We start from the raw sequence: 14,174 nt of genomic DNA on the forward strand, positions 1-14,174 counted from the left end.
TTCGAGATTTGTTAATTAGAATCTCGAATCCCAAATTAACGAATTCCGAAAGCTAAATGGATTTAGAGAAACTGAAATACCCAATAGGCACGTTTGATTGCCCTTCAAACATCACTTCAGAAAAGCTGGAAGCTTGGATTTCTATTTTGGAACATTTCCCCAATAGATTAAATAATTTGGTAAGCAACCTTTCCGAAGTGCAATTGAACACACCCTACAGGCCAGAAGGCTGGACGGTACGCCAAACAATCCATCACGTTTATGATAGCCACCACAATGCCTATACACGTTTTAAATGGGCGTTGACTGAAGCTACCCCGATAATTAAAGCCTATGATGAAAAAGCTTGGGCAGAAACAGCTGATGCCAAAAACGCGCCCATAGATTTATCTTTAGTGGCAATAAGCGCTTTGCATGCCAAATGGACATATTTATTAAAAGGACTCTCCATAGATAATTTTCAGAGAGAAATAATTCATCCAGAGCGCAATCGCACTATGTCTTTGGCTTATATGACAGGTATGTATGCATGGCACAGCAACCACCATTATGCACACATAGAAAATTTGCTAAAAAGGGAAGGGTGGAAGTGAACAATTATCAGTTAACAATAAACAATTAATAATTTCACGGTTAAACAGTTAACCAATTTCTTCCTTCCACTTAATATTACACCCAATACTCGGTTTTTGATCCTTTCGCTGCGGATTGTTATTAAGTATGTTATCAAGTGCTTCCCGCAGGTCGCGACCGTTTACGGGAATGCCGTTTCCAGGGCGGGAATTATCTAATTGACCCCGATAAACAAGTTTCAATTCATCATCAAATAAATAAAAATCTGGGGTGCAAGCGGCATCATAAGCCTTTGCAATTTCTTGGGTCTCATCAAATAAATAAGGAAAAGGATAATTTTGTTTTCGTGCCGTTCGCCACATTTCAGCTGGAGAATCTTCAGGATATTTTATAACATCATTGCTGTTAATGGCCACAAATCCAAATCCTGTAACGCGATAATCATTACAGACCCGAACCAACTCTTCATTTACGTGTTTCACAAATGGGCAGTGGTTACAGATAAACATAACCACAGTACCTTTTTCGCCGCGAACGTCTTTTAGTGAGACAGGTTTGTTGGTTATCGCGTCAATTAATGTAAAATCGGGTGCTTTGGTTCCCAAAGAAAGCATTTTAGATTCTGTTCTGGCCATTTTATTCTTTTCTAAATTAGTTGACAAATTGGGGTTTAAAGTTACGATTTTTGAATGGTTATTGAGTTGGTGGTTTAAAGCCTTCTAAACTTTTTCTATTAAAGAATTTATAAAACTTTGCCGTTGCAAAATATCTCCATTAACTTTAAAAACTAAACCAATCTATTATGAAAAACTCATATTCATCATTATCCGTAGCAATCGAAGATTTACAAAATCACGGTTTTACAGAAGACTTCAACCTTGTAGGCGAAGGCATTGAATCTAAAAGTCTTAAAAAGAAATGGAAAGCAGGGGAATTGGACGTTGTGAAGTTTTACCGTTTTGAGGGAATGACCAATCCGGGCGACAACACTATTCTTTATTTAATAGAAACCCACGACGGTCAGAAAGGCTTGCTGGTTGATGTTTACGGTGCCGACCAAGGTGAGATTTCTCCTGAAATGATTAAAAAACTTTCCATTCACCATGACGAATGATTTAACCTGGGCCGATTTTGAGAAAGTCGAAATGCGCGTGGGGACCATAATTGAAGCCAACGATTTTCCCGAAGCGAGAAATCCTTCCTATCAACTTTTAGTAGATTTTGGAAATGAAATTGGGCAGCGGAAAACTTCTGCGCAAATAACTTCACTTTATTCCAAAGAGGAATTGATTGGCAAGCAAGTAGTTGCCGTAGTTAATTTTCCGAAGAAACAGATAGCCAATTTTATGAGCGAATGTCTGGTTTTGGGTGCTGTAGAAGGAAAAAATGTCACCTTACTACGGCCCGATATGAAGGTTGAAAACGGTTTACGAATTTTATAGCTAAAGTTTTTTTGTGATATCTTCGCTGAATCAATCCACTCAATAATGAATAAATATTTACTTTTTCTATTACTTCCATTAGTCTTCATTGCATGTAGAGAAAATCCTGAAAGAAAAAACGCAAACACAGCAGCCGCCGAAGAAAATTTTGAAATGATAGAACAAATGCAATGGCTTTTAGGAACTTGGGTGAACCAGAATGGAGAAGAATATTCCCAAGAAACGTGGTCTGCAGAAAATGACAGTACTTTTACTGCCTATAGTTTTGTTGAGGTAAATAAAAAGAAGGTTGTTTTTGCTGAAACTATGGCACTTGAGCAAAAAGGAGAAAACTTATTGTTGACAGTAGCAGTCGCAAATCAAAACGATAAAAAACCAGTTACATTTAAAATGATTTCTTTAGAAAATGGACAAGTCATTTTTGAAAATAAAAACAACGATTTTCCGCAACGCATAGTCTATACAAATTCTGCAAAAGATTCACTCCACGCTTGGATCGAAGGGACTGAAAATGGTGAGCCAAAAAAGATTGATTTCTCCTTTTCAAGACAATAAAAGCTCAGGATTGCTTTTCTGAATAGTCCTTTATTTCTTTTACAGGCATAAGGGTTACATCATAAATTTTCCAATGAAATTCTTGGAGTTTTTTTAATCCTTCTTCAATAGACTGGGAAAGGTCTATTCTCGGTTCTGCTATAACCTGCACATCTCCAAAATATACCTGTCCTTCTTCCCGAAACCGTGCTTTTGCATCTATAACCCATTCCCAAGATTTTACAAAGCGCTCTGTTTTTTCCACCAGTTCATCGGGTTTTTCGTCTTTAATGTGCACTGGTTTTCTATCCATTAAATCCTGAACGGCATCCTTTAAATTTGTATACCCATCCTTTAAAACTGAAAATGAAATAAACAGCGCCGCACTGGCATCTGCCCACCACCAACCCATACCAAGCCCCAAAATTCCAGCCATGGCCGCAAAACCAGTCATATAATCGGCCTTTTGCGCATTGGCATCGGTATAGAGAATTTTATTGTGAAGTTTTTTTGCGAGGGGCAATTTCTTATAGCCCAAATACATCGCTGGCAGCGAGCTATATATTAGTACAGCAATCATTATCCAGCCCATCCAAATTTGTTTTCCAAATAAAACAATAGTGCCAATAGTAGGATGTTCCGCTTTTATAAGGGTTATAGTGGAATCAACCAAAAGAAAAACTCCCATTCCAAAAAGGGCAATACTACCCGTTAAAAACGCAATGCTGAACACGCGGTGAAAGCCATACTGAAACTTTTGGGTGGGTTTTCTATTATAAATGCGCGAAGCTATCAAAAAGGAAATTGCAGGAATTATACTAAGGGCATCTTCCAGCCAAGCTGTTTTCATTGCCTGAGAAGAACCCATAACCAGATACATAAGTATAACTACGGTTGAAAGATATACTATAGTAATCCATTCCAATTTTTTTGCTTTTTTCAGCTTTTCCTTTAAATCTTCGGGAAGTTCAAAAGCTTCATTTCTCATTGTTTTTTGTTTTTGGTGATGAATTTTTCTAGATGAAAAAGTAAGCGGTTTTCGCCTCGTGGAATAAAGAGAACGTGCTTATCATCATAGGGCTTGGTCATTCCCACTTTCTTTTTCCAATTTGAGTCTTTTTCAAAACCGCCAAGTACAATGTCCAATTGATAATTTTCGAGTTTTTTTACTAACTCCGTTTCATTGTCGACAATAAATTGGGTCTGCATTCCTTCTTTTTTAGCAAAATTCTCTACAAAGTTTTTTTCAAATGAAGTTGTGATGGAATCAGTATTGGGAACAATCCCAACACGCAAGGAAGATTTTTTTGCGTTTTTATAAGAATTGTTTGGGTCTTTTGGGAAATTGCAAGCGCTACAAAAAAATACGAATAGCAGTAACATCCCCAAATGTGTGAATTTCCGCATACTATTTTCTTATAAATTTATAAAGAACCTTAAAAAAGGAATTATAAATTTTTGCTAAAATTCAGAAATCAACTTTTTCTTTAAGGGATTGTAAGGTAAAAACTATGCGTCAGCATCCAAAGTATCCGTCACTACATAATAACGGGGATCTTCAATAGAGTCTTCAATTATGGTTTCAAACTCAGGGTTCCATTTTAAGAGAAGTGCTTTGCAGTCTGGGCTAAGATGAGTAAGCTTTACCTGCTTTCCGCTGTCCAAATATTTATTGGCAATATTCCGCACGGCTTCCACACCGGAATGGTCTGAAATCTTGGACTCAATAAAATCGATTTCTATAGCATCAGGATCATTAGAAACATCAAATTTAGTGTTGAAAGCTGATGTTGAACCAAAAAATAACGGGCCCCATATTTCGTAGACTTTTGTCCCGTCTTCCTTAATTCTTTTTCGGGCGCGAATCATTGTGGCGCTTTTCCAAGCAAAAACAAGCGCACTCATAATTACACCTACAAATACAGCTATTGCCAAATCTTGCCAAACAGTGACCGCCGAAACGGTTATTAAAACAATGGCATCGGAAAGCGGAATTTTATTCAAAATTCTAAAACTGCTCCACGCAAAGGTGCCGATAACCACCATAAACATTACACCCACCAAAGCTGCGATAGGGATTTGTTCAATCAATGGTGCGCCAAATAATACAAAACAAAGCAATGCAACAGCAGCTACCGTTCCTGAAAGTCTACCACGGCCACCCGAACTCACATTAATGATAGATTGCCCAATCATTGCACAACCACCCATGCCTCCAAAAAACCCATTTAAAATATTTGCGCCACCTTGGGCCACGCACTCGCGATTACCGCTTCCGCGGGTTTCGGTCATTTCATCAATTAAATTAAGGGTCATCAACGATTCAATTAATCCAACTGCAGCCAATAAAAATGCTGTGGAAATTATTAAATCCCAATGGCCATTTAGGGTGTCTAAAAACCCAAAAATCTGGGTTTGGAAAACCGGCAATGAGCCCTTCAAGCCAGTCCCGCCACCGTCACGTATAAATGAACCCACAGTACTCACATCAAGGTTTCCGAAGATAGTTATACACGCTACTACAATGATTGCTATTAAAGCTGCAGGAAGTTTTTTAGTGAGTTTCGGCAGACCGAACATAATAGCCATTGTTAAACCAACCAAAGCCAACATTACCCATAAATCTGGCCCGGTGAGCCATTGCGGGACCGTACCACGGCTTTCCTTAAAAAGACCTAATTGTGAAAGAAAAATCACGATTGCCAAACCGTTTACAAATCCCATCATTACCGGATGTGGTATAAGCCGAACAAACTTTCCAAGTTTAAAAACGCCTGCCAAAATCTGGATTGCGCCTACAAAAAGAAGTGTTATAAAAAGCCATTGCAGTCCAAGATATTGTACGGGCTCGGTTAATGTTAATCCAACTTCATTACCTTTTTGAATTAAATGAACCATTACCACTGCCATAGCTCCCGTTGCACCGGAAATCATTCCCGGACGCCCGCCAAAGAGGGCGGTTACGAGCCCCATAATAAAAGCGCCGTAAAGACCCACTAATGGGTCAACACCTGCAACAAAGGCAAAGGCAACGGCTTCTGGTACTAACGCCAAGGCAACGGTAAGCCCTGAAAGTATGTCGTTTTTGGGATTTTGGGTAAAGGACAAAAGGTATTTTGCAAGCATTTCGTTTTTTTAAGGCGGCAAATATAGGGCTTTCTATTTTAGGGATAAAAATCAAGAAATCTAGTCAATAGAGTCCTACTGATTTTTTTGAGCCTTCACTTCCTTAAAAATTTTCCAAGACCGAAACTTCAAAATTGCAGTAGCGCACAGCAATCCCGAAAGCATTGCGCCTGCCACGCCAACTAGTGTGATGTCCTGACCTGTTAGAAACAAACCTTTTATTTTTGTTTTCGGACGTAAAAAAGGAAGTGCAAAACGTTCCGGCGAATGGGCAAGGCCATAAATCTCGCCACTTTTATAATTTGTGAAATTTTCTGTTGATAGAGGAGTTGAGACTTCGGAAGCTACAACGGTTCCTTCTATTTGCGGAAAAAACCTGTAGAGAACTTTTAGCATCTCTTTTTCAAAATTCTTTTTTAGTTGAAGATATTCATCGCCACGTTTCATCCAATTCGAATCTTTATATTCTTCAAACCAATCCATATTTCCTACTGAAATAGCTTGAATGGTTGCAGTATTGGGGTTTTTGGTTTCCCAATTTGGGTCCTTTGCTGAAGGGAAAGAGATATAGGCAAAATTTTCAGGAGCATTTTTCAATGTAGCTTCTTCAAAAATGGCATCAATGCCGTCGTGTTTGTAATACCACAGATTGTGCTTCGGAAGGTTTAAAGTTTCACTTGATTGATTTAAACCCAAATACAAACAAATATGGGCACTGGCAGGCTGCACATTTTTTAAGCTGAAATTGCAAACTTTTCGGTCTTCTTCCGTAAGCAGATGGTGGAAAGTATTGTTTACGCCAACGTTGCTTATTACACTTTTGCACGAAATAAATTTTTCTCCAAGCTGTATTCCTTTCACCTTAAGGTTTTCGGTAACGATTTTGGTGACATCGGCATTTATAAAAATTTTTCCTCCGTGTGCAGTAAAGACCTCTAGCGTTTTTTCACAAATTTGGTCCGCGCCGCCAATAGGGTAGTAGCCACCTTCCAAAAAATGCCCAATGACCATAGCGTGTGCGGCAAAACTGCTTTTTTTTGGCGACAGGCCGTAATTGCCACACTGCGCACAAAGAACCGCTATCAACCGTTGGTTATTGGTGAGTTCATTTAAAACCTCCCAAGTGGTTTTTTGTGAAAATTTTGAATATCTTTTTCTGAAGATCCAACCAGCGGATTTACTGAACCACGGCTCAAAGATTTTTTCAAAGAAGAAGGCGCTGCCACGTTTGTTGGTTTTTTCAATGAGTTTAAGGTAACTGTGGATTGTTTTTTCTTCTTCGGGAAAATAGCTGATGAGTTGTTTTCTGAAATTTTCCTTCCCCGCCTTAAAGAGATATTCTGTGCCTTCAATCTCTGCTATATCATATACTTCACCCATAGGTTCCCACTCCAATTTTCCATCCGTTAAAAAGTCAAAAAAACCGCGCAAGGAAGCATCTTCGGCCATGTTGCCCACGTAATGTACGCCTACGTCCCATTGAAATCCATCCTTGCGCTTAAAGCTGTGTGTGAAACCGCCGGGTACGTAATGCCGCTCAAAGATTGCAACTTTTTTACCGGCTTTTACGAGCCAGGTCGCAACGGTGAGGCCGCCCATTCCACTGCCAATTACAATATGGTCTAGCCCCGAAAAATCCAGATTTGGCTTGTAGGGTCGGTATAGTTTGTTTACCATAAAAGTTGTTGGGAAAAAGTTTTATTCCTGAAAAATAAGCAAAGTATTTGAGCTTCTGAAATAAAAAACCGGCAGCGGTTTTTGACCGTGCCGGTTTATATTTTTTAAAACTTGAAAATTATATGTCGTCAAATTCAATATCGGTGAAAGTGCTGGTATCAGTTTGTCCATTTTCTTTGGGTGGGGCTGCAGCCATTTCTACTTCATCGCTTTCTTTTTTATAATCTTTTTGGTGACGTTCGCTTATTACTTCCTCACCTTTTTCATCGATTACGTAGTTTATCATTTCTTCAAGGTTATCTTTAAACTCGTTGAAATCTTCTTTGTAAAGATAAATCTTGTGCTTTTTGTAATGGTAGGAACCATCGTCATTTGTGAATTTTTTGCTTTCGGTAATGGTAAGGTAAAAATCTCCTGCCTTTGTGGACCTTACGTCAAAAAAATAGGTGCGTCTTCCGGCGCGCATTACTTTTGAAAAAATCTCTTCTTGCTCCATCGTATAGTGGTCACTCATAATTTCTGTTTTTTGCTAACGTTTTGCCAAAAATCCAAAAAAAATCCAAATCAGCCAAAGTAAAATTTACATTTCTTTTTCCAAAAGCTGTTTTGCGTACAGTTCCTTATAATAGCCTTCGGTATTTACTAAATTATTGTGGGTGCCCTGCTGTATGATTTTTCCTTCTTCCAGCACAATAATTTTGTCGGCATTTTTGGCGGAGGAAATCCTATGGCTCACAATTATAGTAGTTTTTTCTTTTGAAATTTTATGCAGGTTTTGAAGTATTTGCTCTTCCGTTTCGGTATCTACCGCAGAGAGGCAATCGTCAAACAGAAGTATTTGTGGGTCTTTAATAATGGCACGAGCAATGGAAACACGCTGCTTTTGTCCGCCACTCAAAGTAATTCCGCGTTCGCCCAAAACCGTGTCATAGCCTTTTGTAAAACCAATTATGTTTTTGTGCACGGCGGCATTTTTTGCTGCTTCAATAACTTCTTCTTCGGAAGCATTTTCTTTTCCAAAACGGATATTATTGCGAAGTGTGTCACTAAAAAGAAAAGCATCTTGTGGTACATAACCAATACTGTCGCGCAAATCTTCGAGGTTTAAGTTTCTTATTACTGTATCGTCTATTTTCAACATTCCTTCCTCTACGTCGTAAAGTCTTCCTATCAATTCAAGAATTGTGGATTTTCCAGAACCTGTATTACCTACAATCGCAAGTGTTTCACCTGGTTTTACTGTAAAAGAAATATCCTTTAAAGCGGTAATTCCAGTGTCGGGGTATGTAAATGATAAATGATTGAATTCAATATTTCCTGTTATTGGAGTGCTTTCTGTAACCAAATTTTCAATGGAAGGTTCGGTTTCCAAAAATTCATTGATGCGTTTTTGTGAGGCCTCTGCCTGTTGCACCATTGACGTTACCCAACCCACAACTGCAACGGGCCAAGTGAGCATATTCACATAAATTAAAAATTCAACGATGGTTCCAAATTCCGCAATCTGGCCGTTTATATATCGAGTTCCACCGATATATATTACGAGGATATTGCTAATGCCTATTAACAATATCATTAAGGGAAAAAACAGGGCCTGCACCTTTGCCAAATCTATGTTTTTCACTTTGCTGCCTTCTGCAAGTTCTTCAAAATTGGCGTTGGTGCGCGGTTCAATTCCGTAGGCTTTTATTACAGCAATGCCACTAAAACTTTCCTGTGTGAATGTGGTGAGTTTTGAAAGGTATTGCTGCACAATGGTTGTGCGTTGGTTAATAAGTACACTTAGTTTATAAATGGCAAGTGAGAGTATAGGTAAGGGGGCAATAGCGTAAAGCGTTAGGATAGGAGCTTGGTAAAACATATAACTGATTACAACTATAAAAAGTGTTGCGGTTGTAATGCTGTACATAAGTGCCGGCCCAACGTACATGCGCACTTTGGAAACATCCTCGCTGATGCGGTTCATCAAATCGCCAGTACGGTTCTGTTTGTAGAATCCGAGCGAGAGTTTTTCATAATGTTGAAAAATTTCGTTCTTCAGATCATATTCTACATAACGAGAGACTACAATAAAGGTTTGCCGCATCATAAATGTAAATAGCGCAGACAGTAACGCAGCACCTAACAGCAATAAAATATTGATGAGCAGTTCGTGTTCCACAATACCAACATCGGTAATTTCACCGTTCATATACTGTTTCACCGCCGTTAAGGAATCGCCAACTTTCATCGGTACTACCAGCTTGAAGACGGTTGCGATAATGGTAATGAAAACACCTAATAGTAGACGTCCTTTATATTTTAGAAAATATTTGTTGAGGTATTTTAATTCTTTCATTTACGTTCCAGTTAGCTGTGCACTAACTTTTTTAAAATTCTTAAATTAACAACCATTACTTTGTGGAATTGACAACAATAAGCTACTTTTGCACCGCCTTTTTAAAGGATGAATAAAATAATAAAAAAAGCTATGGTAACTGAAGTAATTAAAACAAACGAACTTCACAAAGTTGACCCGGTTTTCGGGCAAATGTCCTTTGACAATCATGAGCAAATCGTTTTTTGCAATGACAAAGATACTGGATTAAAAGCAATAATTGGTATTCACAATACGGTTTTGGGACCTGCTTTGGGCGGTACCAGAATGTGGAATTATACCAGCGAGTGGGAAGCTTTGAATGATGTATTGCGTCTTTCCCGCGGGATGACCTATAAAAGTGCTATAACAGGCCTAAACTTGGGCGGTGGAAAGGCGGTTTTGATAGGAGATGCAAAAACCCAAAAAACACCAGAATTAATGTTGAAGTTCGGTGAGTTTGTACATTCACTTGGCGGAAAATACATTACTGCCGAAGATGTAGGGATGGCAACTTCAGATATGGATTTGGTGCGCACGGTTACCCCTTACGTTACCGGAATTTCAGAATCAAAAGGCGGTGCGGGCAATCCGTCACCCATTACTGCTTACGGCGTTTTTATGGGAATGAAAGCTGCGGCAAAATATACTTTCGGAAGCGAATTGCTTGAAGACAAAGTAATTTACGTACAAGGAATAGGTAATGTAGGCGAAGCTTTGGTTGAAAATTTGAGCAACGAAGGAGCCAAGGTGTATATTTCAGATATAAACCAAGAGCGTCTGGAAGAAGTGCGTGACAAATACAGTGTTGAAATTTACGGCGGAAGCAATCTTTACGCAGAAAAGATGGACATCTACGCACCCTGTGCCTTAGGGGCTACTATAAATGATTTTACCATAAATCAATTGAACACAAAAATTATTGCCGGGGCGGCCAATAACCAATTGGCTGAAGAGCAGAAGCACGGAAAAATGCTTCGCGAAAAAGGAATTGTGTACGCACCGGATTTCTTGATTAATGCCGGCGGAATTATAAATGTGTATGCGGAACTTGAAAATTACGACCGAAAGGAAATAATGCGTAAAACCGAAAACATTTACAATACTACCCTGGAAATATTGAAGAAAGCTGACAATGATAATATTACAACACATCAAGCCGCATTCAATATTGCACAGGCCAGAATTGACGCAAGAAAAAGCGAAAAGTAGTTTTCTTTTTTCTTAAAACACTATCTTTGCAGCGCACAAGAGCATTCTTGTGCGTTGTTTCTTTAAAAACAGTTCTTTCAAAAAATATGCTTACAAGAAGACATATCCGAGTAAAAGTTTTGCAGTCCGTTTACGCCTATAAACAGCGTGAAAATCCGAATATAGATTCACAGGAAAAATTTCTGATGCACAGCATAGACCAAATGCAGGATCTTTATTTATTGTTGTTGCAGTTACTTGTGTCACTTCAGGAGCAGGCAGACAGCTTTCTTAACCGTTCGCAAAAAAAGCATCTTGCAACCACACTTGAAAAGAACCCCAGCCGCACTTTTGTTGACAATAAGCTTTTAAAGGTAATCGCCGAAAACGCAACTTTTTCTAATATTATTGAAAAGAAAAAACTCAATTACTGGAAGTTGGACAGCGAGTATGTTTCAATTATCTTTAACGAGCTGCGCCAATTGGAATGGTACGATAATTACCTTTCAAAAAAAGAAACTACTTACAAAGAAGATAGAGATTTCATAATTAAGGTTTTCAAGGAATTAGTGGCGCCCAATGACAAGCTTTACGAATATTTGGAAGACAAAAGATTGACGTGGGTAGATGATTTTCCCATTGTGAATACGGCCATTGTAAAGATGCTCAATAAACTTTCAGAAAAAAATGCCTCCTCCCTTTTAGTTCCCAATCTATACAAAAACGATGAGGACCGTGAATATGCGTTGCAGCTTTTCAGAAAAGTGATTTTGAACGAAGACAAACTGAATGCCCAGATTGAGGGAAAAACACCAAACTGGGACCAAGAACGCATTGCCGATGTAGATTTGATAATTCTGAAAATGGGCATTGCGGAATTTCTGTATTTTCCATCCATTCCTGTAAGAGCCACAATCAATGAATACTTGGAAGTTTCCAAAGAATATTCAACGCCTAAAAGCAGCATTTTTGTCAACGGAATTTTAGATAAAATAGTGAAGGAATTTGAAGAAAATGGCAAACTCAATAAAATTGGACGCGGACTTCAATAAAAGTAAAAAAATCCCTATTTTTGGCGTGCTAAAAACATAAAAAATAACAATTATCATGAAAAAATCAGTATTATTAGTAGCAATACTATCTGTTTTCGCTTTTTCTTCTTGCAAGGATAATGCAGCAGATAAAGTAAACGAAGAAAATGTTGCAACAGCGGAGGCGCGTGATGCAGAGTCAGGTAAATTTCCCGTAATCACTTTTGAAGAAAGTCAATTTGATTTTGGTACTATTGACCAAGGGACAAATGTGGAGCACGTTTTTAAATTCAAAAACACTGGTGAGGCCCCTTTAATGATCGTAAATGCTAAAAGTAGCTGTGGTTGTACAGTTCCAGAATATACTAAGGAACCGGTTGCGCCAGGTGACTCAGGAGAGCTTTTGGTAAAGTTCAATGGTAGCGGTCAAAACCAAGTGAGCAAAACAGTTACACTTACTACAAACACAAAAGCTGGGACAGAAACTTTGACAATCAAAGCTTTTGTAAACCCTAAAGCTGGTGCTGCGCCCATTAAAACCCCAACTTCCTAATACCCATTTTAGGAATAAATAATTGCTATGGAACAAATACAAAGTTTTTTACCAATAATATTATTGTTTTTGGTGATGTATCTTTTTTTGATACGTCCCCAAATGAAAAAAGCCAAACAGGAAAAGCAGTTTGCCGCCCAATTAAAAAAAGGTGACAAAGTGATTACCACTGGCGGAATCCACGGAAGAGTATTAGAACTTAATGATGATGGAACCTGCGTTATTGAATGCGGTGCCGGAAAAATAAAGTTTGAAAGAGCTGCTATTTCTATGGAAAGAACAGTAAAACTAAATGCTCCCGTAAAAGAAAAGAAATAGTAAATTGTTCCTTTTTAAATAAAAAACTCCCTCACTCTATTTTTAAATAGCTGAGGGAGTTTCTTTTTGGTGTAATTGAGTAAAATTTACTCCTCTTCTTTTTTAAACCTTGAGATATCCTCTGCGGTAATTTTAGCAATATTCACAATTACTTCTACAGCCTTTTGCATACTTTCAACAGGTACGTATTCATATCTGCCGTGAAAATTATGCCCTCCTGCAAAAATATTTGGGCAAGGAAGCCCCATAAAGCTTAATTGCGAACCATCGGTTCCGCCGCGAATTGGTTTAATGATGGGTTCAATACCTGCTTGCTCCATGGCTTGCTTTGCAATTTTCACAATGTGCATAACAGGCTCAATCTTTTCACGCATATTGAAATATTGGTCTTTAATTTCAACTGTCACCACCTCCATTTCAAATTGTTCGTTTAAATCATCAGCCAGTTTTTGGATCATTTCCTTTCTGGCTTCAAAATGCTTTTTATCGTGGTCGCGAATAATGTATTGAATCTTGGTCTCATCCACAGTACCTTTTACTCCGTGCAAATGAAAAAAGCCTTCGCGTCCTTCGGTATGTTCTGGAGTTTCAAGTCTTGGTAAAGAATTTATGTAGTCGGTAGCTATGTACATACTGTTTACCATTTTTCCTTTTGCGTAACCTGGATGCACAATTTTTCCTTTTACGGTAACTACCGCTCCTGCAGCGTTGAAGTTTTCATACTCCAGCTCGCCCACTTGGCTTCCGTCCATAGTATAGGCCCAGTCTGCGCCAAATTTTTTCACATCAAACTTATGGGCGCCACGTCCAATTTCTTCATCGGGGGTAAACCCAACGCGAATTTTCCCATGCTTAATCTCGGGATGGTTGATGAGATATTCCATTGCGGAAACAATCTCTGTGATACCCGCTTTATCATCTGCTCCCAAAAGCGTTGTACCATCGGTCGTAATTAATGTTTGGCCTTTATAAAGCAACAAGTCCTCAAAATAATCTGGGGAAAGCACGATGTCCTGTTCTTTGTTCAGCACAATATCTTTTCCGTTGTAGTTTTCAACAATTTGCGGTTTTACATTCGCTCCTGTAAAATCCGGTGAAGTATCAAAGTGAGAAACAAAACCGATTACGGGAACCGGATGCGAGACATTTGACGGCAAAGTGGCCATTATATAAGCGTTTTCGTCAATAGTTACATCTTCCATGCCTATTTGCTTAAGTTCTTGGGCAAGTTTATTGGCAAGATCCCATTGCTTTTTGGTGCTTGGGGTAGTGTCGCTATTTGGATCGCTTTCGGTATCCACGGTAACGTAACTTTTAAAGCGATTTATAATGTGTTGTTTTTCGATCATAGTTTTTCTTTTACATTACAAAAT

Annotated in this window: 16 protein-coding genes; 8 read left to right on the top strand and 8 right to left on the bottom strand. The window is 38.6% G+C overall.

Going from position 1 to position 14,174, the window contains the following annotated elements; translation table 11 throughout:
• Window positions 1-56: 56 nt before the first annotated feature.
• Window positions 57-593 (top strand): YfiT family bacillithiol transferase, encoded by a 537-nt coding sequence (locus JK629_RS09915; RefSeq protein ID WP_202335472.1) that lies wholly within the window; start codon window positions 57-59, stop codon window positions 591-593.
• Window positions 594-641: 48 nt separating this feature from the next.
• Here the strand turns inward: JK629_RS09915 and JK629_RS09920 are convergent, their stop codons facing one another.
• Complete coding sequence (locus JK629_RS09920) at window positions 642-1,208, bottom strand: thioredoxin family protein (RefSeq protein WP_202335473.1); 567 nt, start codon at window positions 1,206-1,208, stop codon at window positions 642-644.
• A gap of 167 nt (window positions 1,209-1,375) precedes the next feature.
• Between JK629_RS09920 and JK629_RS09925 the strand changes: the two genes are divergently transcribed.
• From JK629_RS09925 to JK629_RS09935, 3 genes are read left to right on the top strand one after another with little or no spacing between them, the layout of a single operon-like run.
• Window positions 1,376-1,687 (top strand): phosphoribosylpyrophosphate synthetase, encoded by a 312-nt coding sequence (locus tag JK629_RS09925; RefSeq protein ID WP_202335474.1) that lies wholly within the window; start codon window positions 1,376-1,378, stop codon window positions 1,685-1,687.
• On the top strand, window positions 1,677-2,015 hold the full coding sequence (locus JK629_RS09930; RefSeq protein ID WP_202335475.1) for a tRNA-binding protein: 339 nt from the start codon (window positions 1,677-1,679) through the stop codon (window positions 2,013-2,015). Before JK629_RS09925 ends, JK629_RS09930 begins: the two co-directional genes overlap by 11 nt.
• 45 nt (window positions 2,016-2,060) lie before the next feature.
• Window positions 2,061-2,570: a DUF6265 family protein gene (locus tag JK629_RS09935; protein WP_202335476.1), complete on the top strand. Its 510-nt coding sequence runs from the start codon at window positions 2,061-2,063 to the stop codon at window positions 2,568-2,570.
• Window positions 2,571-2,574: 4 nt separating this feature from the next.
• Here JK629_RS09935 and JK629_RS09940 read toward each other — a convergent pair whose 3' ends face one another.
• The 6 genes from JK629_RS09940 to JK629_RS09965 all read right to left on the bottom strand — a co-directional run bounded on the left by JK629_RS09940 (window position 2,575) and on the right by JK629_RS09965 (window position 9,690).
• On the bottom strand, window positions 2,575-3,537 hold the full coding sequence (locus JK629_RS09940) for a cation diffusion facilitator family transporter (protein ID WP_202335477.1): 963 nt from the start codon (window positions 3,535-3,537) through the stop codon (window positions 2,575-2,577).
• Complete coding sequence (locus JK629_RS09945) at window positions 3,534-3,956, bottom strand: transporter substrate-binding domain-containing protein (protein WP_202335478.1); 423 nt, start codon at window positions 3,954-3,956, stop codon at window positions 3,534-3,536. The genes JK629_RS09940 and JK629_RS09945 overlap by 4 nt, the downstream gene beginning before the upstream one ends.
• 102 nt (window positions 3,957-4,058) lie before the next feature.
• Complete coding sequence (locus JK629_RS09950; protein ID WP_202335479.1) at window positions 4,059-5,675, bottom strand: SulP family inorganic anion transporter; 1,617 nt, start codon at window positions 5,673-5,675, stop codon at window positions 4,059-4,061.
• 75 nt (window positions 5,676-5,750) lie between these two features.
• Window positions 5,751-7,352, bottom strand: coding sequence for a phytoene desaturase family protein (locus tag JK629_RS09955; RefSeq protein WP_202335480.1), 1,602 nt, complete (start codon window positions 7,350-7,352; stop codon window positions 5,751-5,753).
• A gap of 118 nt (window positions 7,353-7,470) precedes the next feature.
• The gene (locus JK629_RS09960; protein WP_202335481.1) at window positions 7,471-7,866 is read right to left on the bottom strand and encodes a PUR family DNA/RNA-binding protein; all 396 of its coding nucleotides are present in this window, start codon (window positions 7,864-7,866) and stop codon (window positions 7,471-7,473) included.
• Window positions 7,867-7,932: 66 nt separating this feature from the next.
• Entirely contained in the window at window positions 7,933-9,690 is a 1,758-nt protein-coding gene (locus JK629_RS09965; RefSeq protein ID WP_202335482.1) for an ABC transporter ATP-binding protein, read from the bottom strand.
• A gap of 132 nt (window positions 9,691-9,822) precedes the next feature.
• Here JK629_RS09965 and JK629_RS09970 point away from each other — a divergent pair, with 132 nt between their 5' ends.
• From JK629_RS09970 to yajC, 4 genes are all read left to right on the top strand, one after another.
• A complete protein-coding gene (locus JK629_RS09970) occupies window positions 9,823-10,920 on the top strand; it encodes a Glu/Leu/Phe/Val family dehydrogenase (RefSeq protein ID WP_317193696.1) in 1,098 nt (365 codons plus the stop codon).
• Window positions 10,921-11,006: 86 nt separating this feature from the next.
• Window positions 11,007-11,951 (top strand): transcription antitermination factor NusB, encoded by a 945-nt coding sequence (nusB, locus tag JK629_RS09975; protein ID WP_202335483.1) that lies wholly within the window; start codon window positions 11,007-11,009, stop codon window positions 11,949-11,951.
• 55 nt (window positions 11,952-12,006) lie between these two features.
• On the top strand, window positions 12,007-12,483 hold the full coding sequence (locus tag JK629_RS09980; RefSeq protein ID WP_202335484.1) for a DUF1573 domain-containing protein: 477 nt from the start codon (window positions 12,007-12,009) through the stop codon (window positions 12,481-12,483).
• 27 nt (window positions 12,484-12,510) lie between these two features.
• Window positions 12,511-12,801, top strand: coding sequence for a preprotein translocase subunit YajC (gene yajC / locus JK629_RS09985; RefSeq protein WP_202335485.1), 291 nt, complete (start codon window positions 12,511-12,513; stop codon window positions 12,799-12,801).
• Between the two features lie 86 nt (window positions 12,802-12,887).
• Here the strand turns inward: yajC and pepT are convergent, their stop codons facing one another.
• Window positions 12,888-14,150, bottom strand: coding sequence for a peptidase T (gene pepT, locus JK629_RS09990; RefSeq protein ID WP_202335486.1), 1,263 nt, complete (start codon window positions 14,148-14,150; stop codon window positions 12,888-12,890).
• Window positions 14,151-14,174 lie beyond the last annotated feature (24 nt).

Origin of the sequence: Aequorivita iocasae (genome assembly GCF_016757735.1) — a bacterium.
GTDB lineage: Bacteria > Bacteroidota > Bacteroidia > Flavobacteriales > Flavobacteriaceae > Aequorivita > Aequorivita iocasae.

What these genes read in the sequence shown, in the direction of transcription:
- JK629_RS09925 (WP_202335474.1), top strand. Translation starts at nt 1,376, where the DNA reads ATGAAAAACTCATATTCATCATTATCCGTAGCAATCGAAGATTTACAA.
- JK629_RS09920 (WP_202335473.1), bottom strand. Translation starts at nt 1,208, where the DNA reads ATGGCCAGAACAGAATCTAAAATGCTTTCTTTGGGAACCAAAGCACCC.
- JK629_RS09950 (WP_202335479.1), bottom strand. Translation starts at nt 5,675, where the DNA reads ATGCTTGCAAAATACCTTTTGTCCTTTACCCAAAATCCCAAAAACGAC.
- JK629_RS09930 (WP_202335475.1), top strand. Translation starts at nt 1,677, where the DNA reads ATGACGAATGATTTAACCTGGGCCGATTTTGAGAAAGTCGAAATGCGC.
- JK629_RS09970 (WP_317193696.1), top strand. Translation starts at nt 9,823, where the DNA reads ATGGTAACTGAAGTAATTAAAACAAACGAACTTCACAAAGTTGACCCG.
- JK629_RS09960 (WP_202335481.1), bottom strand. Translation starts at nt 7,866, where the DNA reads ATGAGTGACCACTATACGATGGAGCAAGAAGAGATTTTTTCAAAAGTA.
- JK629_RS09945 (WP_202335478.1), bottom strand. Translation starts at nt 3,956, where the DNA reads ATGCGGAAATTCACACATTTGGGGATGTTACTGCTATTCGTATTTTTT.
- JK629_RS09935 (WP_202335476.1), top strand. Translation starts at nt 2,061, where the DNA reads ATGAATAAATATTTACTTTTTCTATTACTTCCATTAGTCTTCATTGCA.
- JK629_RS09915 (WP_202335472.1), top strand. Translation starts at nt 57, where the DNA reads ATGGATTTAGAGAAACTGAAATACCCAATAGGCACGTTTGATTGCCCT.
- JK629_RS09940 (WP_202335477.1), bottom strand. Translation starts at nt 3,537, where the DNA reads ATGAGAAATGAAGCTTTTGAACTTCCCGAAGATTTAAAGGAAAAGCTG.
- yajC (WP_202335485.1), top strand. Translation starts at nt 12,511, where the DNA reads ATGGAACAAATACAAAGTTTTTTACCAATAATATTATTGTTTTTGGTG.
- pepT (WP_202335486.1), bottom strand. Translation starts at nt 14,150, where the DNA reads ATGATCGAAAAACAACACATTATAAATCGCTTTAAAAGTTACGTTACC.
- JK629_RS09965 (WP_202335482.1), bottom strand. Translation starts at nt 9,690, where the DNA reads ATGAAAGAATTAAAATACCTCAACAAATATTTTCTAAAATATAAAGGA.
- JK629_RS09955 (WP_202335480.1), bottom strand. Translation starts at nt 7,352, where the DNA reads ATGGTAAACAAACTATACCGACCCTACAAGCCAAATCTGGATTTTTCG.
- JK629_RS09980 (WP_202335484.1), top strand. Translation starts at nt 12,007, where the DNA reads ATGAAAAAATCAGTATTATTAGTAGCAATACTATCTGTTTTCGCTTTT.
- nusB (WP_202335483.1), top strand. Translation starts at nt 11,007, where the DNA reads ATGCTTACAAGAAGACATATCCGAGTAAAAGTTTTGCAGTCCGTTTAC.